Below are 26,416 nucleotides of genomic sequence, written 5' to 3' on the forward strand. Positions count from 1 at the left end.
CCTTCTCTTTGGTGACTTTCTCTTGGCGGCCCAAGAGAAAGTTACTGCGCCGCCGGGCGCACATCCCGGCCTCCGCCCACAGCCAAAGCACGCAGCAACTATGCCCACAAACACAAGCACAAAAACCAGGAAGCAACCCCTTCAAGGCTTGATGCCCACCTGGCTGACCTGCCCGATCAGCCGGTGGTAGAACCGGATCGCATCCGCGTAGTTGGCGATCTGCAAACGCTCGTTGGTACCGTGGAAACGCTTCAGGTCTTCAGAGTCAGCACGCACGGGCGAGAACTTGAAGATGTGGTCGCTGATGGCGCCATAGTGCTGCGAGTCGGTGCCCGCCACCATCAGGCCCGGCGCCACCAGCACGTCGGGGAAGATCTCTCGGATGGTCTGGTTGAGCAGGCGGTACTGGGTGGAGTCGGTGGGCGCGACCTTGGAGGCGTCCACCGCACCGGGCAGCGTGCTCAGCTCGTACTGCGCAGTGGGCGCGCTGATCTTGCTGCGCATGTGCTCGATCACCTGTTCCTTGCTGTCGCCGGGCAGCAGGCGGAAGTTCACGGTCGCCTCGGCGCGGCCGGGCACCACGTTGTCGCGGTTTCCGGCGTTCACGATGGTCAGCGCCGTGGTGGTGCGCAGCATGGCATTGGTGCTGGCCGCGCCTTCGAGCTGCTTTTGCACCACCGGGCGGAACAGCCACAGGTTGGACAGCACGACCCGATTCACGCCGCCCATCTCGGGGGCGAGCGTGTCGAACAGCTCACCCGCCACACCGCGGATGCCGCCGGGCATCTGCTCCGCGTCCAGCCGGCTGAGCGCGTCGCTCATCATCGCGATGGCGCTGCTGCCCTTGTGCGGCGGCATCGACGAGTGGCCGGGCGTGCCCGACATCTTCATCACCACCGACATGTAACCCTTCTCGGCCACACCGATGACGGCGGCGGGCTTGGAGAGGCCGGGCATCACGCCGTCCAGGATCAGCAGGCCCTCGTCGATCACGAAATCCAGGCGCACCTTGCGCTCCTGCAGCAGCGCGGCGATCTTGGCGGCGCCGCGCAGGCCGCCCACCTCCTCGTCGGCGCCAAAGGCCAGGTAGATGGTGCGCTGGGGCACAAAGCCGCCGGCCAGCAGCATTTCCACCGCTTCGAGCTGGCTCATGAGGTTGCCCTTGTCGTCCCAGGAGCCGCGGCCCCAGACAAAGCCGCCCTCGATAGCGCCCGAGTACGGGGGCTGGGCCCAGTCGCCCTCGGTGCCGGGGGCCACGGGCACCACGTCCTGGTGGGCCATGAGCATCACGGGCGCGGCGTTGGCATCGCTGCCGGGCCAGGTGTAGAGCAGGCTCAGCTCGCCCACCACCTCGCGCTTCAATTTCGCGTGCACCAGCGGAAAGCGCTGCTGCAACAGGGCGTGGAACTGCAGGAACTGGCCGGCACTGAAGCTGGCATCGTCGCGCGACGACTCGGTGCGCAGGCGCACGGCCTCGGCCAAGCGGCCGGCCACGGCGGCATCGTCCACGGGCAGTTTGGCAATGGGCGCCACCGCCAGCTGGCGCGAGCCCTTGCGCGCGGTGTTGATGCCCAGGGCCACGGCCAGCAGCAGCACCAGGGCCAGCAGCCCGAGCAGAAGTTTCTTGATCATGTCGCTCGCGTCTCTTTCTTGTTGGTGAGGGGTCTGGGGCGCATGCTAAATCGGTAACCAAATGTTGGTCCAATGCATAATTTAAGTCGTTTTGTTCGATTTTCCGCATGAGCACCACCATCGCCCAGTTGCGCCACTTCATCGCCCTGGCCGATAGCGGCAGCTTCACGCGCGCGGCCGACAGCACGCGCCGCTCGCAGGCCGCCTTCAGCCGCAGCATCGCCATGCTGGAGGCGCACCTGGGCGCAGAGCTGGTGGAGCGCAGCGGCCACCGCAATGCCCTCACCCCCATAGGCCGCACGGTGCTGGAGCATGCGCGCCAAGTGGTGGCCCAGGCCGATGAACTGCACCAGGTGGTGCGCCACCAGGTCAGCGGGGAAGCCGGCTCCGTGCGCCTGGCCATGAGCGCCACGCCGCACGCCCTGCTGGCCCCGCGCCTGCTGCGCCTGGCAGCGCGCGACGCGGGCCGCATGCGACTGCAGTTGAGCGGTGGCCCCCAGTCCCACCAGATCCAGGCGCTACGCGACCGCACCCTGGATGCCCTGGTGACGGACTACCACTCCCTGCCCGGCTCCCACGCCGACCTCGAAGTGCACCGGCTGGTGCAACTGCCCACCGGGGTGCTGGTGCGCCCCGGGCACCCGCTGGCCCGGCGCCGCCCGCTGGCGTTTGCCGAGCTCACGGAGTTTCCCGTGGCCTGCACGGGCATGAGCGCGGCCGTCGGGCGGCTGCTGGTGCAGCGCCTGGGCATGCAGGCCCACCCCGAGGTGCTGATCAGCCTGGCCAGCGAGTCCGTGCCCGATCTGCTGGACGTGGCCTGCCACACGGATGCGCTCTACATGGGCGTCATGGCCCCAGCGGCGGCCCTGCTGGCCCAGGGGCGGCTGGTGCCGCTCGACATTCCCACCCAGGGGCTGGAGTCGCACATCGCCTGGGTACAGCGCGTGGCGCGGGCCCCCAATCCGGTGCTGGACGGCCTGCGCCAGCAGGTGCTGGGCTGGTTGCAGGAGGCGGGTTCGCCCGGCTGAGCCGGTATCATCGCCGCCCCATCCCGCTCCGCCCTCGCATCCATGGCCTTCTCGTTCACCTTTGCTCCACCCACCCTGGAAGACCTGCAGGCCGGCACGCTGGGCAAGCACATGCGGGAGTTCAATTACCGCGCTGTGGGCGAGTATCCGCAGGTGCAGCCCGTGCGCCTGGACGTGCGCGACCGCCACGGCCGCCTGGTAGCCGGCATACGCTCCTACGTGTTCGTCTACTGGCTGCAGACCGATGTGCTCTGGGTGGCCGAGGACCAGCGTGGCAAAGGCCTGGGCGCACGCCTGCTGGGCATGGCCGAGGCCCAGGGCAAAGCGCTGGGTGCGAGGAACGCCAAGCTCGAAACATTCGAGTGGCAGGCACGCGACTTCTATCTCAAGCAAGGGTACGGCGAATATGCGCGCATCGACGACTACATCCAGGACCAATACCTGGCCCTGATGCGCAAATCCCTGGAATAAGAACCTGTTTGCGATCTCGCAGGGGATCGTGAACAGGCTACAAGGAACTTCAGCCCAGCAACGGCGACCTGAACACCGGATGCTCCCCGGGCAGCACCTGCTGCGCCAGCGGCGCGGCCAGGGCCATGCCCTGATCGCTGTTGGTCAGCAGCACAAAGCCGTCGCGCGACGCGGGCGAGAGCATGGCGAAGTTGCGGAAGCCCGGGTTGTTGCCCCATTGCCAGAACATGGGGCCGGCGGCGGTGCGTTCGATGCCCCAGCCGTAGCCCCATTCCAGCCCCAGCGCCTTGTCCGCCACCACGGGGGCCGATTGCACCAGCGCCAGCAGCCGCTCATCGGACACGAAGGCCACCAGCAGGCGCGCAAAGTCACCGGCCGTGGTGTAGAGCGAGGCAGCAGCCACAGGAGCATTCCAGCGCAGGCTGCCAGCAGCCGCACCGTTGCCATGCACGGCCCGGCCTTCGTAGGCGCGTTGCCAGACCAGGCTGGAATCGCGCATGCCCAGGGGCTCGAACACCTGCGCCTGCATCCATGGCCCGATGGGCGTGCCGGTGATGGCTTCCATCACAGCCTGCAACAGCACATAGCCCTCGCCGGAATAGCGCCAGCGCTGGCCAGGGTCGAAGGCGGGCGCAAGCGTACCGCTGGTCCAGTTGGGCAGGCCCGAGGTGTGGTTGAGCAGGCTGGCCACAGGGATGCGGGCCAGGGTGCTGGCGGGCACGGTATCGCTGGCGTCGCCCGGCGCACGCCGCAGCGCATGCTGGTAGTGCACATAGCCTCGCGGCAGGTAGTGCGCAACCGGCGCCTGCAGGTCCAGCTGGCCCGCGAGCACCAGGCGCAGTGCCCCATAGGCGACGGCGGGCTTGGTCAGCGAGGCGGCCTGGAAGATGGCGTCGGGGGCTGCATTGCAATGGCCGGCCACTGCGGCCGTCTGCACCTGCCCGGCGCGCAGCGTGGCAAACGCCGCGGCGCAGACACCCAGGCTGGCGGCCACCTCAGCCACGGGCCGGCCCTGGTGGCGCGTGAGGTCCGCCGCACACGATGCCAGCAGCGGCGAGGCCGCGGCACCGGTCAGCAGGAGGTGGCGGCGGGTGATGGCCACTGGCCGATCAGGACTTGGAGGTGGTGAGCGCCGGCGCGCCGCCCTCGCGCCTGGCGGCCCAGAGCCACATGGCGATGCCGGCCACGATCATGGGCACGCACAGCCACTGGCCCATGCTCATGCCCAGCGAGAGGATGCCCAGGTGCGCATCGGGCTCGCGGAAGTACTCGGCAATGAAGCGGAAGGCGCCATAGCCGATCAGGAAGGCCGCCGCCACCTGGCCCTGGCGGCGCTCACGGCGCGCGTACAGCCACAGCAGCACAAAGAGCAGCAGCCCTTCGAGCAGGAACTGGTAGACCTGCGAGGGGTGGCGCGGCAGCATCGAGCCACTTTGCGGAAACACCATGCCCCAGGGCAGGTCGGGGCTGGCAAAACGGCCCCAGAGCTCGCCGTTGATGAAATTGCCCACCCGGCCTGCCGCCAGGCCCGTGGGCACGCAGGGTGCCACGAAGTCGGCCACCTGCAGCCAGGGGCGCTGGCGCGAATGCGCGAACCAGAGCATGGCCACGATCACGCCCAGCAGCCCACCATGGAAGGCCATGCCGCCCTGCCACACATAGAAGATCTCCAGCGGGTGGCTCAGGTAGTAGGCGGGCTTGTAGAACAGGCAATAGCCCACCCGCCCGCCGATCACCACCCCGGCCACGCCCAGGAACAGGATGTCCTCCACGTCCTTGCGCGTCCAGGCGCCCGGGCCGGTGAGGGAGGCAAAGGGCTGGTGCCGCAGCCGCGCAATGCCCAGCAGCATGAACAGGCCAAAGGCCGCCAGGTAGGTCAGGCCGTACCAGTGGATGGCCAGCGGGCCCACTTGCAGGGCGATGGGGTCGATTTGGGGGTAGGTCAGCATTTGGGCGGTATTGTGCCCAACCCGCTGCAGGCTCCCGTGAAAGCCCTGTTACGGTACGGGCCAGGCTGCTCGCGGCGATGCACCGGCACCAGCGCAGGGCCATGCCCGGGCGGTGGGCGCCCTGCCTCGATGAGAACGCTTCTGATCCCTGTACGCATGCAGAGCGCCACCCCGGGGTTTTCCCCCACAAAGCCCCTTGGGCGCGCGATACTTCTGCCTGTAACAAGGACAAGAACATGCAGGGCAACCCACAAGTCATCGACTATTTCAAGGATCTGCTGCGCGGCGAACTGGCTGCGCGCGACCAGTATTTTGCGCACTCGCGCATCTACGAGGACCAGGGCTTCATCAAGCTCTACACCCGCCTGGACCACGAGATGCAGGAGGAAACCCAGCACGCCGATGCGCTGCTGCGCCGCATCCTCTTCCTGGGCGGCCGCCCCGACATGCGCCCCAAGGAGTTCACCCCCGGCGAAACCGTGCCCGAAATGCTGCGCAAGGACCTGGCCACCGAGTACGAGGTGCGCACCGCCCTGCGCGATGGCATGGCCTTGTGCGAGAGCGTGGGCGACTATGTGAGCCGCGACCTGCTGCTGGCCCAGCTGCGCGACACCGAGGAAGACCACGCCTACTGGCTCGAAAAGCAGATCGGCCTGATCGACAAGATCGGCCTTGAAAACTACCTGCAGTCCCAGACCGCCTGAGTTGCGGGCCAGGCCTTGCCAGCGCCACCACCGTGCGGCGCAAGCGGGGCCTCAATGAAGGGCCGGCCCCTCGTCTTCGTAGTAGTGCCGGGCCTCGCCCCAATCCCCCGGGGGCGCGAAAAGCTGGCCCTGGTCGCTGTGGGCCTGCGCCGGCTCCAGCAGGCCAGCCATCTCCTGCGCAAAGCTGCGCAGCGACATGAACTCGCAGGGAATGCGCTGAAACAGGGCTTCGCTGACCCGGTAGACCCCGTGTTCCAGGTCTTCGACGTCGTTGGACAGCTGCAGCGCGGTCACGCCGTCCATCAGGGCCACGGCATGGATGCCCAGCGACGCGAAGTGCGACACCAGCACCTTCATGTCGACATAGACCAGCAGCTGGAAGACCCCCTGCATGAACAGCACGGCATGGCCGGCGCTCATGGACAGGGTGAAGGGCTGCATCGGTATCCAGGCGGTTTCGGGCGTCACCTGCACCGACATGGTCGACTTGGGCACCCGCTTGTGCAGCACCTGCAGGCAGTCCGGGTGGCTGCGGTAGTGGTCATTGCGCACGACCACATAGCGCAGGCCCGGCTCGGGCGAGGCCTGGGCAATTCCGGACTCCATGGCCTGGCGCACGCAGTCGTTCAGGTGCGCCTTGTGCGCCTTGTCGTGAGCGCTGCCCTCGGGCACGCTCGTGGTGCCCTGGCGCGCCAGGAGCGCAATGGTGCGCCGCAGAGCCTCCTGCTGCAGCCTGCCCGGAGGGCCCCGGTGCATGAAGGACTTCAGGTCCAGGGGCTGGGGTTCGCCACCCGCCAGGACGCAGAGATCGCCCTGCCCCAGCATATTCGTCACATCGGCCAGGAGCACCGGGATGCCCATGCCGATGCCCAGCTTCAAGGCCCGGTAGCGACTGCGAAAGCTGTCCTTGCGCGCAAGCAATCCGGAGCGCTCCTTGGCATGGGCCTTTTGCGCGAAGTAGAAGTACCGGTGGCGCAGGGGAGCCTGGTAGGTCGCGGCGATGCCATCCCCGAAGCAGCGGTACAGAAAACGCAGCTGTTCGAGCGCATCACAGCGCTCCTGGATCTTTAGCACCAGGTCCCGCGTCTCGCGCGCCTTCTCCCCGATCAGGCGCTCGCGCACCAGGCGCTGCTTCAGGCGCAACCGGGCATCCTGCAGGCGGCTGTGGCTCAGCTCCGACCTGGCGATGCGGCGGAGCAGCAGTTTCTGCAATTCAAGGACCGGCCCAACCCGCCCAGGGTCGCCCTGGATGGTGCCCAGCAGCTGCGCCGCCTGAAGGAAGCACTCCATCTCTCGGGGAAACCGCAAGGGGAAAGGCATTCACAGTCTCCTAAAGCGTGCAGTGGACAGGTCCCGGCCGGGTTGCGGGCCCCGGCTTGCCGACCCTATTTGTTGCAGGATAGCGCCTGAGCCCCGGCACTGACCAGCAAATTATGGATATTTGACAATCCGCCCCGCAGCGAGGCTGGCGGCACCGCCGGGGCCGTCCTTTTCCCCGCCAGCGGCCTCCTGGCGCACTGGCCATATCTGTGGGCTGATTGTCATTGCGGCCACACCCGCAAACGCCGACACTGGCGCCATGCCCCAACCCACCCGCACCATTGCCTGCCTGCTCTACCCCGGCGTGATGAGCCTGGACGCCGTCGGCCCGATGCAGGTCTTCGGCTCCGCCAACGCCGAGCGCACGGGCCACGGGCTGGCGCCCGCCTATGCGCTGCGCCTGCTGGCCGAGGCGGCGGGGCCGGTCACCACTTCGGCAGGGTTTGCGCTGGTGGCCGATGGCAGCTGGGCCGCCACCGACCCCGCCGGCCTGGACACGGTGCTGGTGGCGGGCGGCGATGGCGTGGCCGAGCAGCTCGGCCACACCGGCATGCTGCAGTGGCTGCGCCATGCGGAACCCCGGGTGCGGCGCCTGGGTTCGGTCTGCTCGGGCGCCCTGCTGCTGGCCCAGGCCGGCCTGCTCGACGGCCTGCGCGCCACCACGCACTGGTGCCGCATGGAGCGCATGCGCCGGGACTACCCCAGGGTGCAGGTCGACGAGGACTGCCTGCACACCTACGACGCGGCCCACCCCGTCTACAGCCACCTCTTCACCTCGGCCGGCGTGACGGCCGGCATCGACCTGGCCCTGGCACTGGTGGAGGCCGACCTGGGCCGGCCCATGGCGCTGGCCGTGGCACGGCGGCTTGTGATGTTCATGCGCCGCCCGGGCGGGCAGGCGCAGTTCAGTGCGCTGCTGGCACCCGAAACGCGGCATGCGCCGCGGCTGGCGGCCCTGCTGGAATGGATACCCACTCAGTTGGGCAGCGACCTGTCGCTCGATGCCCTGGCCGAGCGCGCCTGCATGCCGCCGCGCACGCTGGCCCGCGTGTTCCAGCGCGAGCTGGGCACCACGCCCGGCCGCTATGTGGAGCGGGTGCGCGTGGAGGCCGCCTCGGCCCTGCTCGCCCAGGCCCAGGCCTCGGTGGCCACCGTGGCGCGGCTGTGCGGCTTCGAGCACCCCGAGAACCTGCGCCGCAGCTTCCACAAGCACCGCGCGGTGAGCCCGCAGGCCTATGCGCAGCGCTTTGGCACAGGCGTGCTGGCCGACTGATTCCCTCTTTGGCGCCCGAGCGGCGCCCCACCGAAAGCCACCACCATGCTGCTTGTGCGCAATGCTTCCGTTCGCCTGTTGTTCGCGGGCCAGGCCCTGTACTGGGGCTGCTCCATCATCGGCATCACGCTCACCTCCATCGTGGGCGCGCGGCTGGCGCCCTGGCCTGCGCTGGCCACATTGCCGCTGGCACTGCTGGTGCTGGGCAACCTGCTGTCGGTGCAGCCGCTGTCGCTGTTCATGCAGCGCCGGGGCCGGCGCGCGGGGCTGCAGGCAGGGGCCCTGTTCGGTGTGGCGGGCGGCCTCGTCAGCATGCTGGGCGTGCAGTGGGGCAGCTTTGCCGTCTTCTGCCTGGGCACCCTGGCCATTGGGGCCTACCAGGCATCGTCGGGCTACTACACCTATGCGGCACTGGAGGCCGTGGACCCCGCGCAGAAAGGCCGCGCTGCGGCCTGCGTGGTGGCCGGAGGCCTGTGTGCGGCCGTCTTTGCGCCGCCATTGGCGCTGTGGTCGCGCAACCTGCTGGCCACGCCGCTGGCCGGCGCCTACCTGGCGATTGCGGCGCTAGCCCTGCTGGGCTGGTTGGTGATGGCGCGGCTGCGCGAGGGCGTGGCGCCCAAGCCCGCTGCGGGCGGCATCGCGGCCATGCGCGCCCTGCTGGCGCGCCCCGGCCTGCGCGCCGCCGTGGTCATGGCGGCCATCGGCCATGGGCTGATGATTTTGGTGATGAACGCCACCCCGCTGGCCATGGAGGTCTGCGGCTTCTCGGCCGCGTCGGCGGCCTATGTCATCCAGTGGCATGTGATCGGCATGTTCTTCCCCGCCCTGTTCTCGGGCGCGCTGGTGGACCGCTTCGGCAGCCGCCCCGTGGCCGCCGTGGGGGCCGCCTGCCTGGCCGCCAGCGCGGTGGTGGCGCTGTCGGGCATTTCGTTCACCGAATTCCTGGCCAGCTCGCTGCTGCTGGGCACGGGCTGGAACCTGATGGTGATCGCCGGCACCACGCTGCTGGCCGAGTCGCATGCGCCCGAAGAGCGCGGCCAGGCCCAGGCGCTGATGCAGTTGGCCAATGGCAGCGTGGCGGCGGCCATGTCCTTCGCCTCGGGCGCCCTGCTCACCGGCGTGGGCTGGACGGCCATCAACGCCGTGGCGCTGCCGCTGCTGGCCATCGCCGCGGGGCTGCTGTTCGTGCGCGGGCGCGCAGCGGCCGCGGCCTAAGCCGCTGCCGAACGCTCACGCACGAAATCGACAAAGCGCGCCAGCGCCGGGTTGTTCAACCCGGCGGGCCAGACCAGGCTGGTCTCGCACACGGGCAGCAACGGCGCGGCGGCGGCCTTGGCCTTCACCTTGGCAGCCTTGGGGCCGAACGCATTCGCCGCCCGGTACACCACGCCCTCGCGGCGGAACTGGGTCACGCTCTCGGGCACCCAGGCCACGCCCAGGCCGCCCCAGACCAGGTTGACGATGGTCTGCATCTGGATCGCCTCCTGCGCCACCACGGGCACCCGCCCGGCGGCGTGGTACAGCGCAAAAATGGCGTCGTGCAGCGAGGGCACGATGCGCCGCGGAAAGATCACCAGCGGCTCGGCCAACACAGCGGCCAGGTCGAGGCGCGGCGCCTGGGCCAGCGGGTGGCGCTCGGCCAGGGCCAGCACCAGCGGCTCCTCGGCCACGGGCAGGCGCGCCAGCTCGGGCGGCGCCGCGCCGGGCGAATGCAGCACCAGCCCGGCATCGAGCTCGCCGCGCGCGAACATGGCGCGCTGCACGTCGCCCGTGGCCTCCACCAGCTCCAGCGCCACCTGGGGGCACAGCACGCGAAAGTCGCGCACCCACTCGGGCAGCCGCTCGAAACCGATGGTAGAGACAAAGGCCAGCCGCACCCGCCCCACCTCGCCCGCCGCCGCGGCGCGCGCCCGCACGGGCAGCGCCTGCGCGCGCTCCAGAAAATCGCGCACATCGGGCAGCAGGGCCTCGCCCGCCGGGGTCAGCGCCACGCGCCGGCGCGTGCGGTCGAACAGCACCACGCCCAGCGAGCGCTCCATCTGCGCAATCGCCTGGGTCAGCGGCGGCTGCGTCATGTGCAGGCGGATGGCGGCGCGGCCGAAGTGCAGCTCCTCGGCCACGGCCACGAACTGGCGCCAGGCGCGGACGTCGATCAGGATTTCCTTCATGGCGCGGGTGACTCTGTAATATGTTTTGCATATTAATCGACGCGATGAAAGGGATTGGAAACGCAGCGCCAAACCCCGCATACTTGCACCCCGACAGCTTGGCCCCGGCGCACCCGGGTTGCCCACCACAACGAGCCCCCTCACGAGGAAGACGACACCATGGCAGACAGCAAGACCATCCCGATCCAGCCCATCAACCGCCGCAGCGCCAACATCACCCAGGGCAAGTCGCGCGCGCCCAACCGCTCCATGTACTACGCCATGGGCTACGAGGAAGGCGACTTCGTCAAGCCCATGGTCGGCGTGGCCAACGGCCACAGCACCATCACCCCCTGCAACAGCGGCCTGCAGAAGCTGGCCGACGCGGCGATTGCCGGCATCGAGGAAGCCGGCGGCAACGCCCAGGTGTTCGGCACGCCCACCATCTCGGACGGCATGGCCATGGGCACCGAAGGCATGAAGTACAGCCTGGTGAGCCGCGAAGTCATCAGCGACTGCATCGAGACCTGCGTGGGCGGCCAGTGGATGGACGGCGTGCTGGTGGTCGGCGGCTGCGACAAGAACATGCCCGGCGGCCTCATGGGCATGCTGCGCGCCAACGTGCCCGCCATCTACGTGTATGGCGGCACCATCCTGCCCGGCAGCTACCAGGGCAAGGACCTGAACATCGTGAGCGTGTTCGAGGCCGTGGGCGAGAACGCCGCCGGCAAGCTGAGCGACTTCGACCTCAAGGAAATCGAAAAGCGCGCCATCCCCGGCACCGGCTCGTGCGGCGGCATGTACACCGCCAACACCATGTCCAGCGCCTTCGAGGCCCTGGGCATCAGCCTGCCGTATTCGTCCACCATGGCCAACCCCCATGACGAGAAGATGAACTCGGCCAAGGAATCGGCCAAGGTGCTGATCGAGGCCATCAAGATGGACCTCAAGCCCCGCGACATCGTGACCAAGAAGGCCATCGAGAACGCCGTGGCCGTGATCATGGCCACCGGCGGCTCGACCAACGCCGTGCTGCACTTCCTGGCCATCGCGCACGCCGCGGGCGTGGAGTGGGACATCGACGACTTCGAGCGCATCCGCAAGAAGACCCCCGTGATCTGCGACCTGAAACCCAGCGGCAAGTACCTGGCCGTGGACCTGCACCGCGCAGGCGGCATCCCGCAGGTCATGAAGGTGCTGCTCAAGGCCGGCCTGCTGCACGGCGACTGCATCACCATCAGCGGCAAGACGGTGGCCGAAGTGCTCAAGGACGTGCCCGATGTGCCGCGTGCCGACCAGGACGTGATCCGCAACATCGACAACCCCATGTACGAGCAGGGCCACTTGGCCATCCTCAAGGGCAACCTCAGCCCCGAAGGCGCCGTGGCCAAGATCACGGGCCTGAAGAACCCCGTGATCACCGGCCCGGCCCGCGTGTTCGACGACGAGCAGTCGGCCCTCGAAGCCATCCTGGCCGGCAAGATCAAGGCCGGCGACGTGATGGTGCTGCGCTACCTGGGCCCCAAGGGAGGCCCCGGCATGCCCGAAATGCTGGCCCCCACCGGCGCGCTGATCGGCGCCGGCCTGGGCGAAAGCGTGGGCCTGATCACCGACGGCCGCTTCTCCGGCGGCACCTGGGGCATGGTGGTGGGCCACGTGGCACCCGAAGCCGCTGCCGGCGGCACCATCGCCTTCGTCAACGAGGGCGACAGCATCACCATCGATGCGCGCCAGCTGCTGCTGGAGCTGAACGTGCCTGAAGAAGAGATCGCCAAGCGTCGCGCCGGCTGGACGGCACCCGCACCGCGCTACACGCGCGGCGTACAGGCCAAGTTCGCCTTCAACGCATCGAGCGCGAGCAAGGGTGCGGTGCTGGACGCGTATTGACGCCCAGGTCGATCCAATCGACCCTCCATAAAAAAAGCCCGCGGCCTCTTCCGGCCGCGGGCTTTTTTGCTTGGCGCGGCGACTGCCGGCTCAATGCGCGTGGTCGTGGGCCACCGCCAGGCCACCCGCAGGTACCAGGGCCGTCTTCATCGACTGCGCGCTGCACAGGCCATCGCGTGTCTTGCGCAGCAGCACCTGCCCTGCCGCCACGCCCGTGGCCTGGTCGTTCTGCACCACGGGCTTGCCGTTGACCATGGTCAGCACCACGCCTTCGGACAGCAGGGTCGGCGCGATGTAGGTGGATCGGGCCTTGAAGCGTGCGGGGTCAAACACCACGATGTCGGCGAAATGCCCGGCCTTGAGGCGGCCGCGCTCGGCGATGCCCAGCAGGTCGGCCGTGAGCGCCGTGCTGCTGCGCACGAACTGGCCGATGGAGATGTGCTTTTGCCGCACCACATACTCGGCGTACTTCTGCGCGAAGGAGCCTACAGCACGTGGATGCCCTGCTGACGAGTCCGACGAGGTCACCACCCAGGGGCGCGTCATGAAGGCGCGGACGTCGGCGTCGCTCTGGTTGAAGTTGGCGATCTTGACCTCGCTTTCGCGCAGCACCTGCACCACGGCTGCCACGGCATCGGTGCCGTTGGCACTGGCGATCTGTTGCAGCGTCTTGCCCACGTATTTCGGGTTGCCCGCGGAGACCAGGATCGCCTCGGGCCCGTTGCGCAGGCGCATGTTCTCGGTGACATCCTTGCGCAGGCGCTCCTGCACCGTGGCATCGTCAAAACGCTTGAGCAGCGCCTCGCGCCCTCCCGCATTGGCCCAGGGCGGCATCACCGCCGCCGAAAGGTTGGTGCTCGACGCCAGCCAGGGGTACTGGTCGGCCGTGACTTTCTGGCCGCTTTGCTGCGCGGCCTCGACCATGCGGATCAGCTCGCCGGCCATGCCCTGCGTGTCCACGCCCAGGGCCTTGATGTGGGCGATGTGCACGGCGATCCCGGTTTCGCGGCCGATGCGCAGGGCCTCGGCGACCGCAGCGGGCAGGCCCTGCCTGGTCTGCTCGTTGCGGATATGGCTGTCGTACAGGCCTCCGTGCGCGGCAGCCACCTTGGCCAGCTCGATCACCTCTTCGGTGGTCGAGAAGTTCTGCGGCGTGTAGTACAGCCCGGTGGACAGGCCGAGGGCCCCCTGGCACATGGCCGCATCGACCAGTTGCTTCATGGTCGCCAGCTGCGCGGCCGTGGGCGCCGCGTTGGCATTGGCCAACTGGCTCTGGCGCACGGGGCCGAAGCCCACGAACATGGCGACGTTGGTGCCCGGCGGATGGGTGCGCAGGCGCTGGGCCTGGCCGGCGATGTCGTAGCCGCCGAAACCGTCGTTGCCGATCACGGCCGTGGTCACGCCCTGCGTGAGGAAAGGCAGGTTCATCCGCTTGTCGGCCGAGTCGGACAGCAGGTCCCCATCGGCATGGGTGTGGGCGTCGATGAACCCCGGCGCCACCACCATGCCCGGCGCATCGATGGTCTGGCGCGCCACCGTGCCGGCCGGGGCCTTGCCGACGAAGACGATGCGCTCGCCCGCCACACCCACATCGCCTGAGAGGGGTTCCACACCGTCACCGGTGTAGACCGCTGCGCCGCGGATCAGGTAGTCGACCACGGGGGGCACGGCGGTCGGGCCGCCGGGGCTGCTGCAACTGCTCAGGACACCGGCGCTTAGGAGGGCGCCCAGGATCACGGTCAGCCGGTGTCGGGGTTTGGATGGGGTCATGGAGATCACGCAATCGTTAGAAAGAGAGAGGCCGCACGGCCCCCATGGGCCGCACTTGCGCATCAAAAGGAAGTGCGGGCAGGCCGCCCGGAATCACTGAGGGGCAGGTGCTGCCGGGCGGTCGCTGAATTCCTTGAGGTTCTTCTTCAACTCGGCGCTCATGGGCACGTTCAGCGGCACATTGCGCGGCGGGATGGGCTGCAGGAACCACTTGTCATAGAGCTTCTCGAACTCGCCGCTCTTCATCAGCGAGACCAGCGCAGCGTCGACTTCCTTCTTGAACTCGGGGTCGTTCTTGCGCAGCATGATGGCGTAGGGCTCGACCTGCAGCGCCTCGCCCACGATGGTCCATTCGGCCGGGTTCTTGGCATTGGCCACCAGGCCGTAGAGCAGGATGTCGTCCATGGCATAGGCATCGGCCCGGCCGCTTTCGGCCAGCAGGGCGCCGTCGGCATGGTCCTTGGCCAGCAGCATCTCGGTGTCCTGGCTGTTGTCCTTGAGGTACTTGCGCAGCACCTGCACATTGGTCGTGCCGCTGGTGGTGGCCAGCTTCTTGCCCTTGAGGTCGGCCAGCGAGCCGATGCCCGAGGTCTTCTTCACCATCATGCGCGTGCCGGTGTAGAAGTAGTTCACCGCAAACTCCACCTGCTCGCGCCGCGCCACGTTGTTGGTGGTGGAGCCGCACTCCAGGTCCACCGTGCCGTTCATCACCAGCGGGATGCGGTTCTGCGAGGTGACGGGCTGGCGCTCGATCTTGAGGTCTGGCCGCTTCACCTTGGCCTTGAGCATCTCCACGATGCGGTCGCAGATCTCGATGCTGAAGCCGATGGGCTTGGCATCGTTCAGGTAGCTGAACGGCACCGACGAATCACGGTAGCTCAGGTTGATCACCCCGGTCTGCGCCATCTTGGCCAGCGTGGGCTGCGGCTGGGCGAAGGAGGAAGACAGGGCGGCCAGCGACAGGGCGGCGCCAAGGGCGGTGCGGGTCCAGCGGTTCATGGGTGCTCTCCGGAAATGTTGTAAAGGGGTCAGCGAACACTCGCAATGTACGGGCCCGGCTGCCTTGCCGCGAGTAGCAATTTCGCCATGGTGTATGCCTTGGCGGCATGGGCCTGATGGCACCTTTCTGGTGCAAAGCCCTCCCCTCGGGTGTGTATGCCGCCAGGGCATGGGCCATCGGCATTCCGGCAATCGACGCCGCGGCCATCCACGCCGATGATGCGCCCTCTTTTCATACCAAGGAGCAGGCGTTGTTGCGTATTGCAGTGATCGGTGGCGGTATCGTGGGCCTGGCGACGGCACGGGCCCTCATTGGCAAGGGCCACGAAGTGGTGCTGCTGGACCAGGCCCCCGGCCCGGCCGCCGGTGCCAGTGCCCAGAACGGCGCGCAATTGAGCTATGCCTATGTGGCGCCGCTGGCGGCGCCGTCCATCTTCGCGCAGTTGCCCTCGCTGCTGCTCTCGCCGACCTCGCCACTGCGCCTGCGCCCGGGCCTCGATCCAGCGGCCTGGAGCTGGTGCCTGCAGTTCACGGCCGCCTGCACCCAGGCGCGCGCCGACGCCACCACGCGCCAGTTGCTGCGCCTGGCCGGCGACAGCCACCGCGCCTTCCAGCGCTGGCGCGCCAACGTCCCGGCGGCGCGCATCGAACATGCCACCCAGGGCAAGCTGGTGCTCTACCGCAGTGCCGCAGGCCTCGCGGCGGCGGGCCGCCAGGTGCAGTTGCAGCAGACCATGCACGGGCCGCTGCAGCAGGTGCTGACGGGCGCGGAGTGCTGTGCCCGCGAGCCCGCCCTGGACCCCGCAGCCCCCCTGGCGGGCGGCATCTGGACCCCGAGCGAAGAGGTGGCCGACTGCGCCAAGGTGTGCGCCGCGCTGGCCGATGAACTGGCCAGCGGGCCGGCCTTCACGGCGCTGTGGGGCCACCGCTTCCTGAGCTGGGAGCGCCAGGGCAATGCCCTCACGGGCCTGTTCGCCGAGCACGAAGGCGTGCAGCAGCGCATCGCCTTCGATGCCTGTGTGGTCGCGGCTGGTGCGCAGACCCCCGGGCTGCTGCGCCCGCTGGGCTTGGGCGGCAGCGTGCCCATCCAGCCCCTCAAGGGCTACAGCATCGACGTGGCGGCCGAGCACATCGTGCGCATGCCCGCCACCAGCCTGACCGACACGGCCACCAAGACCGTGTTCGCCCCGCTGGGCGCAGGCCCTACGCGCCGGCTGCGCGTGGCCGGCTTTGCCGAGCTGGTGGGGCAGGACACGCGCATCGACCACGGCCGCATTGCCCTGCTGCTGGAGAGCGTGCGCACGCTGTTCGGCCTGCGCAGCGCGCCGACCGACCTGCACCCCTGGGCCGGCCTGCGCCCCGCAACCCCCACCGGGCTGCCCTGCATCGGCCGCGCCGGTGCCATGCGCAACCTGTTCGTGAACTCGGGCCAGGGGGCCCTGGGCTTCACGCTGGCCTTTGGCTCGGCCGACCGGCTGGCCGCTGATTTCGAGGGCAGTGCACCGGTCTCCCGTTTTTCCTCTTCTTCGGCCGCGCTGGCGGCAGGCAACGCATGAGCAACCCGACCCCACCCACCGCCCTCCCCTTCATCGACGACGCCTTCGTGGCCGCACACCTGACGGTGCCCGCGGTGCGCGATGCCATCGCCCGCGCCTTTGCCAGCCTGGCGGCCGGCAGTGCGCAGATCCAGGCGCGCACGCGCATCGAGTGCGGCGCCTTCCGGCTGAGCACCATGGGTGCGGTGTGGCTCGACGAAGGCCTGGCTGCCGTCAAGACCTATGGCACCGTGGCGGGCCGCTTCGATTTCGTCTGCAACCTGTTCGACACCGCCACCGGCCGGCCCCTGGCCACCGTGCAGGGCAACGAGATCACGCGCTTTCGCACGCCAGCGCTGTCGGTGCACGCCGTATCGCGCCTGGCCACGGGCCGCCGCGTGCTGGCCCTGTTCGGCACCGGCGTGCAGGGCGCGGCCCACCTGGACGCGCTGATGGCCGAGCAGCCCTTCGACGAAGTGCGCGTGGTCGGCGTGGGCGACATCAGCGGGTTCTGCGCTGCCGCAGCCCAGCGCTGGCAGCGGCCGGTGCACGCCATGGCGGCCGATGCCGCTGTCGACGGGGCCGACGTCATCGTCACCGCCACGCGCTCCAAGACGCCGGTGTTCGATGGCAGCAGCCTGAAGCCCGGCGCCACCGTGATCGCCGTGGGCACCAGCCTGCCTACGGGCAGCGAGCTCGACGATGCCACCCTGGCACGCGCAGCACGCCTCATCGTGGAGTGGAAGCCCCAGAGCCTGGTCGAGGCCGGCGAGGTGGTGACCGGCCAGGCCCATGGCGTACTGCCGCCCGAGCGCATCGTCGATCTGGTGGAGTTGGGTGCGGCCGACGCGCGCTGGCGCCAGTCCGACAGCGAGATCGTGGTCTTCAAGTCGGTGGGCGTGGGCCTCACCGACCTGGCCGCCGCCGCCCTGGTCTGGAAGGCCTGGCAGGCGGAGCACGGCGGCGCCTGACGCGCCCCGTTCTCCGGCACGGGCGCCGCGCGCCTGTTACGCTTGGTGCCCATGTTCCGCATCCGCCACATCGAGATCTTCTATGCCGTGATGCGCGCGGGCACCGTCAAGGGCGCCGCCGACACACTGCACATCACCCAGCCCGCGGCCTCGCGCCTGCTGCAGCAGGCCGAACAGAGCATCGGCGTCACGCTGTTCCAGCGCGTGCGCGGCCGGCTCACGCCCACGGTGGAGGCCCAGCGCCTGTTCCCCGATGTGGAACAGCTCTTCGGCCAGCTCGATGCCGTGCGCCGCAGCGCCGCCAACCTGGGCCCCGGCTCCGACACCGTGCTGCGCCTGCTGTGCGTGCCCGGCCTGTCGATGGAGGTGCTGCCCCAGGCCCTGGGCCGCTGGAACCGCTCCTACCCTGGCGTGCGCCTGACCTTCCGCACCCTGCATTCGCGCCAGATCGCCGATGCCATCGTGCGCCGCGAAGCCGACCTGGGCTTTGCGCTGGAGCCCTCGAACCACCCCGCCGCGGTGGACCTGCCCATCGGCCGCGGCCGCGTGGTCTGCGTGGGCCGGGACCTGCCCGAAGGCCCTATCCCCCTGCAAGCGCTGGAGCACCACCCACTGATCGACCTGGACCCGGCCGACCCCATCGGCCGCCAGCTGCACATGGCCTACGACGCCCACGGCGTAACGCCCGCTGCACGCATCACCACCGCCAGTTACCACGCCGCCATCGAGATGGCCGCCCAGGGCCTGGGCTGGGCCCTGGTGGACAGCTGGTCGGCCTGGCACGCCCGGCGCCACCCGGGCCTGCAGGTGCAGCCCCTGGCGCCCGAGGTGGGCACGGTGGCCTATGCGCTGCGCTCGCGCGACCTGCCCTGGAGTGCGGCAGCCGGGGCGCTGGTGGAGGAGATGGGGCGGGCGCTGGGGTAACTTCCGCCAGGCGGCAGGCATGAAAAAGCCCGTACCCCAGTGGCACGGGCTTTTGTCATGGTGCGAGGGGCGCCAGTCGCCAGCCGCACAGGGCCTGGCCCCAGACAGCCCCGCCGACTGCGAAGACTCCTCAGCGCGGCTTGCGCGGCGCCATGCCAAGCGCTTCCTTGTGCTTGTTGATGCGCGCCTGCTTTTTCTCTTCCATGCGCTCCATGGCCTTGCGCTTGGTGTAGCCGGTGCCATCGGCCCAGGCCCACCAGACGATGGTGGCGCCATAGAAGCCCAGGATCACCCACCACGACATATTGGCCACGGGTCCGATTTCCAGGTATTTGAGGGCCGACAGGATGACGGCGATGGCGAGCAGGTACATGGCATTCTCCAATCAATACGGTGGCGCAGGGGCTTGGCGGCCTGCGGGGCCGGGGTCAACCCAAGTCACTACAATTCCGTTAAAAGAACTGTAACCCAACCCACAGGAAAATCCCCACCATGAAGCGCACTCTGATCACATTGGCTCTTTCTCTGTCGGTGGCAGGCCCCGCCATGGCCGATCTGGCGCTGGCCACGGCCAAGAGCTGCATGGCCTGCCATGCCATGGACAAGAAGGTGGTGGGCCCCTCCTACAAGGAAGTGGCAGCCAAGTACGCCGGCCAGAAAGACGCCGTGGACAAGCTCGCGGGCAAGATCATGAAGGGCGGCGGCGGCGTGTGGGGCCCCGTGCCCATGCCCGCCAACGCCCAGGTCAGCGAAGCCGATGCGAAGAAGCTGGCCGCCTGGGTGCTGACGGTCAAGTAATCTGCTGCGATCCACCTAAAGAACAGCCGCCCCTTGCACAAGGGGCGGCTGTTGCATTTTGGGGCCAGGCCGCAGGGCCCGTGCCGTTGTTGTTTCTACACGAGGTGCATGTCCGCCCCGCGTGCGCGCAGCTGCTGCTCCAACTGGCCCACGTAGGCGGCCGTGGTGTTGTCCGACTCCTGGGCGCGCGCGGCCAGGCGGGTTTCGAGGTGGTCGATGCGCGCCAGCAATGCGGCATGCATCTGCTGGTGCTGCGCTTCCAGAAAACTGCGCAGCTCGGTGAAGCGCGAGGCTTCGGCCTTGTCGGCCAGTTCGCGCTGGGCCTGCAGCTCCTTGGTGTGGCGGCGCGTTTCCAGCAGCACCGAACCCTGCAGCGACAGCACATAGGCCACGCCCACGATGGCCAGCAGCGCGGTGAGGCCCAGCATCACCAGGCCCAGGGGCGCCTCCAGGGTAGTCACCCCCAGGGACACGGCCACAGGGGCGGACAGCGCACCCCAGTTGAGCACCGCGAGGGCGGCAATGGCCAGCATGGTCAGCACCAGCACGATGGATCGCAATTGCATGGAAACCTCCGTTCGTTCGTTGCGTCGTGGCGCCAGGGCCGCGGTGGGCACTGGCGCGTGGATTGAACGGGTTGTAACCCATGCGGTGCGGCAAACACAGCCTTTGCAGCGCTTTGCCGAAGCTGTCCTACAAGGGAGGCAGCCGGCCCGCGAAATGCAGGCCGGCAGCCGGTAGAAAAATGTTGCGAAGCATCCCGAAACGAAAAAAGAGAGGGAGGGAGATACAGCGCTTCGGGAGGGCAGTTGGCCCCAGGGAACCGAAAGGCTTCGCAACGTCAAAACCAGGAAGGTTCGCGCCAGGCGCGAACGAACAAGTCCAATTGTAAGGGAGCCGGACCCGGGTGAGCGCAATCAGGCACTGTGTGCGCGGCGCCCTTCTTGATCCATGGGCCCGCAGCGTCGATCACGCCCAGTGAGCAAACGACGTGGCCCCGAATCCGGCAAGCGCCGCTTGCGCGGCGCCCTCCTAGGTCAATTGGTCTGGGCCAATTGATCCAGGATTGCCGGATTCTGTGGCCACATCACATCGCCTGCGGCGATATGAGTGTCCCCAAACCCCGCAAGCGCTTCGCGCTGGCGCCGCGTGCGCGGCGCCTCCTGGATCAGTTGGCCTTGGCCAACTGATCCAGGATTGCGGGGTTTTCCAGCGTGCTCGTGTCCTGCGTGATGGTCTCCCCCTTGGCAATGCTGCGCAGCAGCCGGCGCATGATCTTGCCGCTGCGGGTCTTGGGCAGGTTGTCGCCGAAGCGGATGTCCTTGGGCTTGGCGATGGGGCCGATTTCCTTGGCCACCCAGTTGCGCAGTTCGTTGGCGATCTGCTTGGCTTCCTCGCCCGTGGGGCGGGCGCGCTTGAGCACGACGAAGGCGCAGATGGCCTCGCCGGTCACGTCGTCGGGGCGGCCCACCACCGCGGCTTCGGCCACCAGGTCGGTCTTGGAGACCAGGGCGGATTCGATCTCCATGGTGCCCATGCGGTGGCCCGAGACGTTGAGCACGTCATCGATGCGGCCGGTGATGCGGAAGTAGCCGCGGTCGGCGCTGCGCACGGCGCCGTCGCCGGCCAGGTAGTAGCCCTTGAGCTCTTCGGGGAAGTAGGCCTTCTTGAAGCGCTCGGGGTCGTTCCAGATGGTGCGGATCATGCTGGGCCAGGGGCGCTTGATGACCAGGATGCCACCGGTGCCGTTGGCGATGTCGTTGCCCACCTCATCGACGATGGCGGCGGCGATGCCGGGCAGCGGCAGCGTGCAGCTTCCGGGCACCAGCGGCGTGGCGCCGGGCAGCGGGGTGATGACGTGGCCGCCGGTCTCGGTCTGCCAGAAGGTGTCCACGATGGGGCAGCGCTCGCCGCCCACGTTCTTGTGGTACCACATCCAGGCTTCGGGGTTGATGGGCTCGCCCACGCTGCCCAGGATGCGCAGGCTCGACAGGTCCGAGCGCGCGGGGTGCACGGCGGCATCGCCCTCGGCGGCCTTGATGAGCGAGCGGATAGCCGTGGGCGCGGTGTAGAAGATGGTGCACTTGTGCTTTTCGATCATCTGCCAGAAGCGCCCGGCGTTCGGGAAGGTGGGAATGCCCTCGAAGATGATCTGCGTGGCGCCCGCGGCCAGCGGGCCGTAGGCCACGTAGGTGTGGCCGGTGATCCAGCCGATGTCGGCCGTGCACCAGAAGATGTCGTCGGGGCGCAGGTCGAAGGTCCAGTCCATGGTGAGCTTGGCCCACAGCAGGTAGCCGCCAGTGGAATGCTGCACGCCCTTGGGCTTGCCGGTGGAACCGCTGGTGTACAGGATGAACAGCGGGTGCTCGGCGCCCACGGCCACGGGCGGGCAGTCGCTGCTCTGGCCCTCGAGGATCTCGCCAAAGGTCTTGTCCCGGCCGGCGACCATGTTGCAGGCCGTGGGCGTGCGCTGGAAGACAAAGACGTTGCGGATGGTGTCGCAGCCACCCATGGCCAGGGCCTCGTCGATGATGGCCTTGAGCGGCAGCTCCTTACCGCCGCGCATCTGGAAGTTGGCGGTGATTACGGCCACGGCGCCCGCGTCGATGATGCGCTCCTGCACCGCCTTGGCGCTGAAGCCGCCGAACACCACGCTGTGCGTGGCGCCGATGCGCGCGCAGGCCTGCATGGCGATCACGCCCTCCACCGTCATGGGCATGTAGATCAGCACACGGTCGCCCTTTTGCACGCCATGGGCCTTGAGCGCGTTGGCGAACTGGCTGACGCGGGCCAGCAGCTCCTTGTAGGTCACGCGGGTCACGCTGCCGTCGTCGGCCTCGAAGATGATCGCGTCCTTGTTCTCGGTGGGGGTGCCGATGTGGCGGTCCAGGCAGTTGGCGCTGGCGTTGAGCTCACCGTCGTCGAACCACTTGAAGAACGGGGCGTTGGACTGGTCCAGCGTGCGCGTGAAGGGCTTGGTCCAGCGCACGTTCTCGCGCGCCAGGCGGGCCCAGAAGCCTTCGAAGTCCTGGTCGGCCTCGGCGCACAGGGCATCGTAGCCGGCCATGCCGGACACGCGGGCGGCGCGCACAACGGCATCCGAGGGCGGGAACACGCGGTTCTCGACCAGCACGGACTCGATTGCGGATGTGGATGCACTCATCTTCTTGTCTCCTGGGTCTGATGGAATTGATTTGGCCGGTACTGTCCTGCGCAGCACTTACAGGCCACTGACTGGCACGAAGCTTACAGAACTGGCGGACAAGTCCCCGCGGGCCGGTCGAATACCTGTCACGCGCCACCCCCTAAAATTGCGCGTCTTCCCCACTCCACCCGCTTTATGTCCGCTCCCAAGCCGCCCCTGACGCCCGCCCCCATGCGCCCTCTGCCCTCGCTGATCTTTGCCAGCCGCTGGCTGCAGCTGCCCCTGTACCTGGGCCTGATCCTGGCGCAGGCGGTGTATGTGTTCCACTTCTGGGTGGAGTTGGTGCACCTGATCGAGGCCGCCTTCGGCAACACGGCCGCGCTCAAGTCGCTGGTCTCCAGCATCGGCTACAAGAGCGACGTCGACGTGACCGCGCTCAACGAGACCATCATCATGCTGGTGGTGCTGGCGCTGATCGACGTGGTGATGATCTCCAACCTGCTCATCATGGTGATCGTGGGCGGGTACGAGACCTTCGTCTCGCGCCTGCACCTGGAAGACCACCCCGACCAGCCCGAGTGGCTGAGCCATGTGAACGCCTCGGTGCTCAAGGTCAAGCTGGCCACCGCCATCATCGGCATCAGCTCCATCCACCTGCTCAAGACCTTCATCAACGCCGCCAACTACGACCTCAAGGTGCTGATGTGGCAGACCATCATCCACGTGGTGTTCCTGCTGAGCGCGCTGGCCATTGCCGCTACGGACCGCCTGATGTCGCACAGTGCGCCATCCGCTCACCACTGAGCACCGCCCCGCTCCGTTCCCAGGCCGCTTTCGAGCGGCCTTTTTCATGCCCGAAAGAATCCCCGGGCGCGCCGCGCCCGCGTATACCATGGCCGTGAAAGCCCGCTTTCTGGACATAAAAGCACTGAATACATATAATTTACGGGTGTTTTACAACCTGCAACGCAGGTAATCCACCCCCCGATTCATGTCGCCTGCTGGGTGGATCGCCCTGTCGGGCCGCTGTCGCCGTGATGGACAGCCCCTGACGCCTCGGCCGGATCTGCGGCCCTGATGCCCTTTGCCGCACTGGGCCGCCCTTGGCGGCAGCCCAGTGCCCGCGCCCCCGGAAGTCCTCTGCCCAGACCTCTTCCGGCGCGCACCCAGGCCCTTGCGCACCACTTTCGCGTGCCATTCGGGCCGATCTCTTCCAGCCCCGTTTCCGTGACCCTGCACGCACTGCATTGCGCGTGCCTGCCGGGTCGGCTGCCGCATCAGGGTTTTGCTTTTCCAGCCCCCGCGCCTGGGCCGCCTTCGGGTGGCCGGGCCTGTTGAACGAACCGTCATTCACCGAGGGAGGCCTCATCCTATGGCCAAGCAAATCACCATCGACCATGTCTTCAAGGTTTTCGGCGACGCGCCGCAGACCGCCCTGGACCTCGCCCGCCAGGGCCTGGACAAGAAGGACATCCTGGCGCAGACCGGCCAGTCCATCGGCGTCTTCGACGCCAGCTTCACCATTGCCGCGGGCGAGATCTTCGTCGTCATGGGCCTGTCGGGCTCGGGCAAGTCCACCCTGGTGCGCATGCTCAACCGCCTGGTCGAGCCCACGGCCGGCCGCATCCTGGTGGACGGCCAGGACATCAACGCCCTGGGCGACCGCGAACTGCGCGCCCTGCGCCGCAAAGACATCAGCATGGTCTTCCAGTCCTTCGCGCTGATGCCGCACCTGACGGTGCTGGACAATGTCGCCTTCGGGCTGGAGCTGGCCGGTGTGGGCCGCGCCGAGCGCCAGCGCCAGGCCGCCCTGGCATTGGACCAGGTGGGCCTGGCGGGCTGGGGCGCGAGCTACCCCGACGAACTCTCGGGCGGCATGCAGCAGCGCGTGGGCCTGGCCCGGGCACTGGCCAGCGACCCGTCCATTTTGCTGATGGACGAAGCCTTCTCGGCGCTGGACCCCATCATCCGCACCGAGATGCAGAGCGAGCTCTTGCGCCTGCAGCAGGTGCGCCGGCGCACCATCGTCTTCATCTCGCACGACCTGGACGAGGCCATGCGCATCGGCGACCGCATCGCCATCATGAAGGACGGCGAGGTGGTGCAGGTGGGCACGCCCGACGAGATCCTGCGCACCCCGGCCAACGGCTACGTGCGCAGCTTCGTGCGCGGGGTGGACGCGGCCGCCGTGTTCAAGGCCGGCGACATCGCGCGCCAGCGCCTGACGGTGGTCAACGAGCACAGCGACCGCGGCGCGCGCGCGGCGCTGCAGCTGATCGAGGGGCATGACGACGACTTCGCCTATGTGGTGAGCCCCACCAAACAGTACCTGGGCACCGTGTCGGCCGACTCGCTGCGCACGGCCCTGTGCGGCCACACCGGGCCGCTGGGGCTGCACCATGCCTACATCGGCGGCGTGGAGCCCATAACCGCGCAGGCGCCGGTGGCCGAGCTGTTCGGCCAGGTGGCCCAGGCGCCCTGCGCCCTGCCTGTGGTGGATGCCGACGGGCGCCTGCAAGGCGCCATCAGCAAGACCACACTGCTGCGCTTTCTGGACCGGGACACGCCGCCCATCCCGGCCACCGCCCCCACCCCATCGAACGCCACCACCGGGAGCCCCGCATGAACGAAACCACCCTGCTCCAGAACACCCAGCCCGATGCCAGCCCCTGGGCCGGCGAGGCCACCGCAGCGCAAACCTTGCCGGGTGCAGACACTGCACCGGCCGCCTACGTCGACCCGTGGGAGGCATCCATGCAGACCGGCGACGGCACTGCAGCGTCCACCGACTGGCTCAACGCCCCCGCACCATCCGCTGATCTGGCCACCGCCGTGGACCCCTCGGCCGCCGACGGCCTGCACCTGAACCAGCTGTTCGATGGCTCGCTGCCGGTGGAAGCCTGGATCAACCAGGGCCTGACCTGGGCGGTGGCGCATTTCCGCCCCTTCTTCCAGAGCGTGCGCGCGCCCATCGACGGCACGCTCGGCTGGGTGGAGGGCCTGCTCACCAGCCTGCCCGCACCCGCCATGATCGTGTTGGCCGGCCTGCTGGCCTGGCAGTTCGCGGGCCGTGCGCTGGCGCTGGGCACCGTGGTGTCGCTGGCGCTGGTGGCGCTGCTGGGCATCTGGCCCGAGGCCATGGTCACGCTGTCGCTGGTGCTGACCTCGCTGGCCTTCTGCGTGCTGATCGGCCTGCCCCTGGGCATCATGCTGGCCAGCAGCGACCGGGCCCAGCGCTTCATGCGCCCGGTGCTCGACGCCATGCAGACCACGCCTGCCTTCGTCTACCTGGTGCCGGTGGTGATGCTGTTCGGCATCGGCAACGTGCCCGGCGTGGTGGTGACCATCGTCTTTGCGCTGCCACCGCTGGTGCGCCTGACCAACCTGGGCCTGCGCCAGGTGCGGCCCGATCTGATCGAGGCCTCGCGCGCCTATGGCGCATCGCCGCTGCAGATGCTGGTGAAGGTGCAGTTGCCGCTGGCCATGCCGTCCATCCTGGCCGGCATCAACCAGGCGCTGATGCTGTCGCTGTCCATGGTGGTCATCGCCTCCATGATCGCCGTGGGCGGCCTGGGCCAGATGGTGCTGCGCGGCATCGGCCGGCTGGACATGGGCCTGGCCACCGTGGGTGGCCTGGGCATCGTGCTGCTGGCCATCACGCTGGACCGCATCACCCAGTCGCTGGGCCGGCCGCGCCGCGGCGTGCGCCGCTGGTGGCACCGGGGCCCCGCAGGGCTGGCGCTGCGCCTGCTGGCGCGCCTGCTGCGACCTGCCCACTCAACGCAGCCGGGCCAGGCATCGCCCGCCCAGGCGGCCCTGGCACGTGCCGGGCGCTGAACGCCTTTTCACGAACAAGGAGCACC

General features: G+C 68.5%; 23 protein-coding genes. 13 read left to right on the top strand and 10 right to left on the bottom strand.

Features of this window, described 5'->3' with window-relative positions; all coding sequences use genetic code 11:
* Positions 1–141 precede the first annotated feature (141 nt).
* Complete coding sequence (locus AC3WOH_RS08925; protein WP_492229009.1) at positions 142–1,632, bottom strand: M20 family peptidase; 1,491 nt, start codon at positions 1,630–1,632, stop codon at positions 142–144.
* A 107-nt stretch (positions 1,633–1,739) separates the two neighbouring features.
* Here AC3WOH_RS08925 and AC3WOH_RS08930 point away from each other — a divergent pair, with 107 nt between their 5' ends.
* Together AC3WOH_RS08930 and AC3WOH_RS08935 are read left to right on the top strand one after the other, a co-directional pair.
* Entirely contained in the window at positions 1,740–2,660 is a 921-nt protein-coding gene (locus tag AC3WOH_RS08930) for a LysR family transcriptional regulator (RefSeq protein ID WP_492229010.1), read from the top strand.
* Between the two features lie 42 nt (positions 2,661–2,702).
* Complete coding sequence (locus AC3WOH_RS08935) at positions 2,703–3,131, top strand: GNAT family N-acetyltransferase (RefSeq protein WP_492229011.1); 429 nt, start codon at positions 2,703–2,705, stop codon at positions 3,129–3,131.
* A 49-nt stretch (positions 3,132–3,180) separates the two neighbouring features.
* On the opposite strand, the gene AC3WOH_RS08940 is transcribed toward AC3WOH_RS08935, so the two are convergent.
* Both AC3WOH_RS08940 and lgt read right to left on the bottom strand, forming a co-directional pair.
* Positions 3,181–4,233, bottom strand: a complete 1,053-nt coding sequence (locus tag AC3WOH_RS08940) for a serine hydrolase domain-containing protein (protein WP_492229012.1) — start codon at positions 4,231–4,233, stop codon at positions 3,181–3,183.
* Positions 4,234–4,240: 7 nt separating this feature from the next.
* A complete protein-coding gene (gene lgt / locus AC3WOH_RS08945) occupies positions 4,241–5,080 on the bottom strand; it encodes a prolipoprotein diacylglyceryl transferase (RefSeq protein ID WP_492229013.1) in 840 nt (279 codons plus the stop codon).
* Positions 5,081–5,316: 236 nt separating this feature from the next.
* Between lgt and bfr the strand changes: the two genes are divergently transcribed.
* Positions 5,317–5,784 carry a bacterioferritin gene (gene bfr / locus AC3WOH_RS08950; RefSeq protein WP_492229014.1) on the top strand — a complete coding sequence of 156 codons (468 nt, stop codon included), beginning with the start codon at positions 5,317–5,319 and terminating at the stop codon, positions 5,782–5,784.
* Between the two features lie 51 nt (positions 5,785–5,835).
* On the opposite strand, the gene AC3WOH_RS08955 is transcribed toward bfr, so the two are convergent.
* Positions 5,836–7,104: a hypothetical protein gene (locus tag AC3WOH_RS08955; protein ID WP_492229015.1), complete on the bottom strand. Its 1,269-nt coding sequence runs from the start codon at positions 7,102–7,104 to the stop codon at positions 5,836–5,838.
* 259 nt (positions 7,105–7,363) lie between these two features.
* On the opposite strand from AC3WOH_RS08955, the gene AC3WOH_RS08960 reads away from it, so the two are divergent.
* Both AC3WOH_RS08960 and AC3WOH_RS08965 read left to right on the top strand, forming a co-directional pair.
* A complete protein-coding gene (locus tag AC3WOH_RS08960) occupies positions 7,364–8,377 on the top strand; it encodes a GlxA family transcriptional regulator (RefSeq protein WP_492229016.1) in 1,014 nt (337 codons plus the stop codon).
* Between the two features lie 45 nt (positions 8,378–8,422).
* Positions 8,423–9,592: an MFS transporter gene (locus AC3WOH_RS08965; RefSeq protein WP_492229017.1), complete on the top strand. Its 1,170-nt coding sequence runs from the start codon at positions 8,423–8,425 to the stop codon at positions 9,590–9,592.
* On the opposite strand, the gene AC3WOH_RS08970 is transcribed toward AC3WOH_RS08965, so the two are convergent.
* A complete protein-coding gene (locus AC3WOH_RS08970) occupies positions 9,589–10,545 on the bottom strand; it encodes a LysR family transcriptional regulator (protein WP_492229018.1) in 957 nt (318 codons plus the stop codon). The two genes, AC3WOH_RS08965 and AC3WOH_RS08970, sit on opposite strands and share 4 nt — an antisense overlap.
* 159 nt (positions 10,546–10,704) lie before the next feature.
* Between AC3WOH_RS08970 and ilvD the strand changes: the two genes are divergently transcribed.
* Complete coding sequence (ilvD, locus tag AC3WOH_RS08975; protein WP_492229019.1) at positions 10,705–12,411, top strand: dihydroxy-acid dehydratase; 1,707 nt, start codon at positions 10,705–10,707, stop codon at positions 12,409–12,411.
* A 90-nt stretch (positions 12,412–12,501) separates the two neighbouring features.
* On the opposite strand, the gene AC3WOH_RS08980 is transcribed toward ilvD, so the two are convergent.
* Entirely contained in the window at positions 12,502–14,181 is a 1,680-nt protein-coding gene (locus tag AC3WOH_RS08980; RefSeq protein ID WP_492229020.1) for an N-acyl-D-amino-acid deacylase family protein, read from the bottom strand.
* A gap of 93 nt (positions 14,182–14,274) precedes the next feature.
* The gene (locus AC3WOH_RS08985) at positions 14,275–15,180 is read right to left on the bottom strand and encodes an amino acid ABC transporter substrate-binding protein (protein WP_492229021.1); all 906 of its coding nucleotides are present in this window, start codon (positions 15,178–15,180) and stop codon (positions 14,275–14,277) included.
* A gap of 251 nt (positions 15,181–15,431) precedes the next feature.
* Here AC3WOH_RS08985 and AC3WOH_RS08990 point away from each other — a divergent pair, with 251 nt between their 5' ends.
* From AC3WOH_RS08990 to AC3WOH_RS09000, 3 genes are read left to right on the top strand one after another with little or no spacing between them, the layout of a single operon-like run.
* Positions 15,432–16,736, top strand: coding sequence for an FAD-dependent oxidoreductase (locus AC3WOH_RS08990; protein ID WP_492229022.1), 1,305 nt, complete (start codon positions 15,432–15,434; stop codon positions 16,734–16,736).
* The gene (locus tag AC3WOH_RS08995; protein WP_492229023.1) at positions 16,733–17,686 is read left to right on the top strand and encodes an ornithine cyclodeaminase family protein; all 954 of its coding nucleotides are present in this window, start codon (positions 16,733–16,735) and stop codon (positions 17,684–17,686) included. The genes AC3WOH_RS08990 and AC3WOH_RS08995 overlap by 4 nt, the downstream gene beginning before the upstream one ends.
* 51 nt (positions 17,687–17,737) lie before the next feature.
* Positions 17,738–18,610 (top strand): LysR family transcriptional regulator, encoded by an 873-nt coding sequence (locus AC3WOH_RS09000; protein WP_492229024.1) that lies wholly within the window; start codon positions 17,738–17,740, stop codon positions 18,608–18,610.
* Positions 18,611–18,740: 130 nt separating this feature from the next.
* Here the strand turns inward: AC3WOH_RS09000 and AC3WOH_RS09005 are convergent, their stop codons facing one another.
* Complete coding sequence (locus AC3WOH_RS09005) at positions 18,741–18,983, bottom strand: TIGR04438 family Trp-rich protein (protein ID WP_492229025.1); 243 nt, start codon at positions 18,981–18,983, stop codon at positions 18,741–18,743.
* A 119-nt stretch (positions 18,984–19,102) separates the two neighbouring features.
* Here AC3WOH_RS09005 and AC3WOH_RS09010 point away from each other — a divergent pair, with 119 nt between their 5' ends.
* A complete protein-coding gene (locus AC3WOH_RS09010; RefSeq protein WP_184861620.1) occupies positions 19,103–19,408 on the top strand; it encodes a c-type cytochrome in 306 nt (101 codons plus the stop codon).
* A 95-nt stretch (positions 19,409–19,503) separates the two neighbouring features.
* On the opposite strand, the gene AC3WOH_RS09015 is transcribed toward AC3WOH_RS09010, so the two are convergent.
* Together AC3WOH_RS09015 and acs are read right to left on the bottom strand one after the other, a co-directional pair.
* Complete coding sequence (locus AC3WOH_RS09015; RefSeq protein WP_184861619.1) at positions 19,504–19,974, bottom strand: LapA family protein; 471 nt, start codon at positions 19,972–19,974, stop codon at positions 19,504–19,506.
* Positions 19,975–20,576: 602 nt separating this feature from the next.
* Positions 20,577–22,571: an acetate--CoA ligase gene (gene acs / locus AC3WOH_RS09020; protein ID WP_492229026.1), complete on the bottom strand. Its 1,995-nt coding sequence runs from the start codon at positions 22,569–22,571 to the stop codon at positions 20,577–20,579.
* A gap of 213 nt (positions 22,572–22,784) precedes the next feature.
* Between acs and AC3WOH_RS09025 the strand changes: the two genes are divergently transcribed.
* The 3 genes from AC3WOH_RS09025 to proW all read left to right on the top strand — a co-directional run bounded on the left by AC3WOH_RS09025 (position 22,785) and on the right by proW (position 26,390).
* A complete protein-coding gene (locus AC3WOH_RS09025; RefSeq protein WP_492229027.1) occupies positions 22,785–23,357 on the top strand; it encodes a TIGR00645 family protein in 573 nt (190 codons plus the stop codon).
* Between the two features lie 568 nt (positions 23,358–23,925).
* Positions 23,926–25,179 (top strand): glycine betaine/L-proline ABC transporter ATP-binding protein ProV, encoded by a 1,254-nt coding sequence (gene proV / locus AC3WOH_RS09030; protein ID WP_492229028.1) that lies wholly within the window; start codon positions 23,926–23,928, stop codon positions 25,177–25,179.
* Positions 25,176–26,390, top strand: a complete 1,215-nt coding sequence (proW, locus tag AC3WOH_RS09035) for a glycine betaine/L-proline ABC transporter permease ProW (protein ID WP_492229029.1) — start codon at positions 25,176–25,178, stop codon at positions 26,388–26,390. The genes proV and proW overlap by 4 nt, the downstream gene beginning before the upstream one ends.
* The last annotated feature ends 26 nt before the right edge of the window (positions 26,391–26,416 follow it).

Source organism: Acidovorax sp. FW305-C-20-28, from assembly GCF_058783375.1.

Coding starts and splice junctions, on each gene's coding strand:
- AC3WOH_RS08925 (WP_492229009.1), bottom strand. CDS start 1,632: ATGATCAAGAAACTTCTGCTCGGGCTGCTGGCCCTGGTGCTGCTGCTG.
- AC3WOH_RS08930 (WP_492229010.1), top strand. CDS start 1,740: ATGAGCACCACCATCGCCCAGTTGCGCCACTTCATCGCCCTGGCCGAT.
- AC3WOH_RS08935 (WP_492229011.1), top strand. CDS start 2,703: ATGGCCTTCTCGTTCACCTTTGCTCCACCCACCCTGGAAGACCTGCAG.
- lgt (WP_492229013.1), bottom strand. CDS start 5,080: ATGCTGACCTACCCCCAAATCGACCCCATCGCCCTGCAAGTGGGCCCG.
- bfr (WP_492229014.1), top strand. CDS start 5,317: ATGCAGGGCAACCCACAAGTCATCGACTATTTCAAGGATCTGCTGCGC.
- AC3WOH_RS08955 (WP_492229015.1), bottom strand. CDS start 7,104: ATGCCTTTCCCCTTGCGGTTTCCCCGAGAGATGGAGTGCTTCCTTCAG.
- AC3WOH_RS08960 (WP_492229016.1), top strand. CDS start 7,364: ATGCCCCAACCCACCCGCACCATTGCCTGCCTGCTCTACCCCGGCGTG.
- AC3WOH_RS08965 (WP_492229017.1), top strand. CDS start 8,423: ATGCTGCTTGTGCGCAATGCTTCCGTTCGCCTGTTGTTCGCGGGCCAG.
- AC3WOH_RS08970 (WP_492229018.1), bottom strand. CDS start 10,545: ATGAAGGAAATCCTGATCGACGTCCGCGCCTGGCGCCAGTTCGTGGCC.
- ilvD (WP_492229019.1), top strand. CDS start 10,705: ATGGCAGACAGCAAGACCATCCCGATCCAGCCCATCAACCGCCGCAGC.
- AC3WOH_RS08980 (WP_492229020.1), bottom strand. CDS start 14,181: ATGACCCCATCCAAACCCCGACACCGGCTGACCGTGATCCTGGGCGCC.
- AC3WOH_RS08985 (WP_492229021.1), bottom strand. CDS start 15,180: ATGAACCGCTGGACCCGCACCGCCCTTGGCGCCGCCCTGTCGCTGGCC.
- AC3WOH_RS08995 (WP_492229023.1), top strand. CDS start 16,733: ATGAGCAACCCGACCCCACCCACCGCCCTCCCCTTCATCGACGACGCC.
- AC3WOH_RS09000 (WP_492229024.1), top strand. CDS start 17,738: ATGTTCCGCATCCGCCACATCGAGATCTTCTATGCCGTGATGCGCGCG.
- AC3WOH_RS09005 (WP_492229025.1), bottom strand. CDS start 18,983: ATGTACCTGCTCGCCATCGCCGTCATCCTGTCGGCCCTCAAATACCTG.
- AC3WOH_RS09010 (WP_184861620.1), top strand. CDS start 19,103: ATGAAGCGCACTCTGATCACATTGGCTCTTTCTCTGTCGGTGGCAGGC.
- AC3WOH_RS09015 (WP_184861619.1), bottom strand. CDS start 19,974: ATGCAATTGCGATCCATCGTGCTGGTGCTGACCATGCTGGCCATTGCC.
- acs (WP_492229026.1), bottom strand. CDS start 22,571: ATGAGTGCATCCACATCCGCAATCGAGTCCGTGCTGGTCGAGAACCGC.
- AC3WOH_RS09025 (WP_492229027.1), top strand. CDS start 22,785: ATGCGCCCTCTGCCCTCGCTGATCTTTGCCAGCCGCTGGCTGCAGCTG.
- proV (WP_492229028.1), top strand. CDS start 23,926: ATGGCCAAGCAAATCACCATCGACCATGTCTTCAAGGTTTTCGGCGAC.
- proW (WP_492229029.1), top strand. CDS start 25,176: ATGAACGAAACCACCCTGCTCCAGAACACCCAGCCCGATGCCAGCCCC.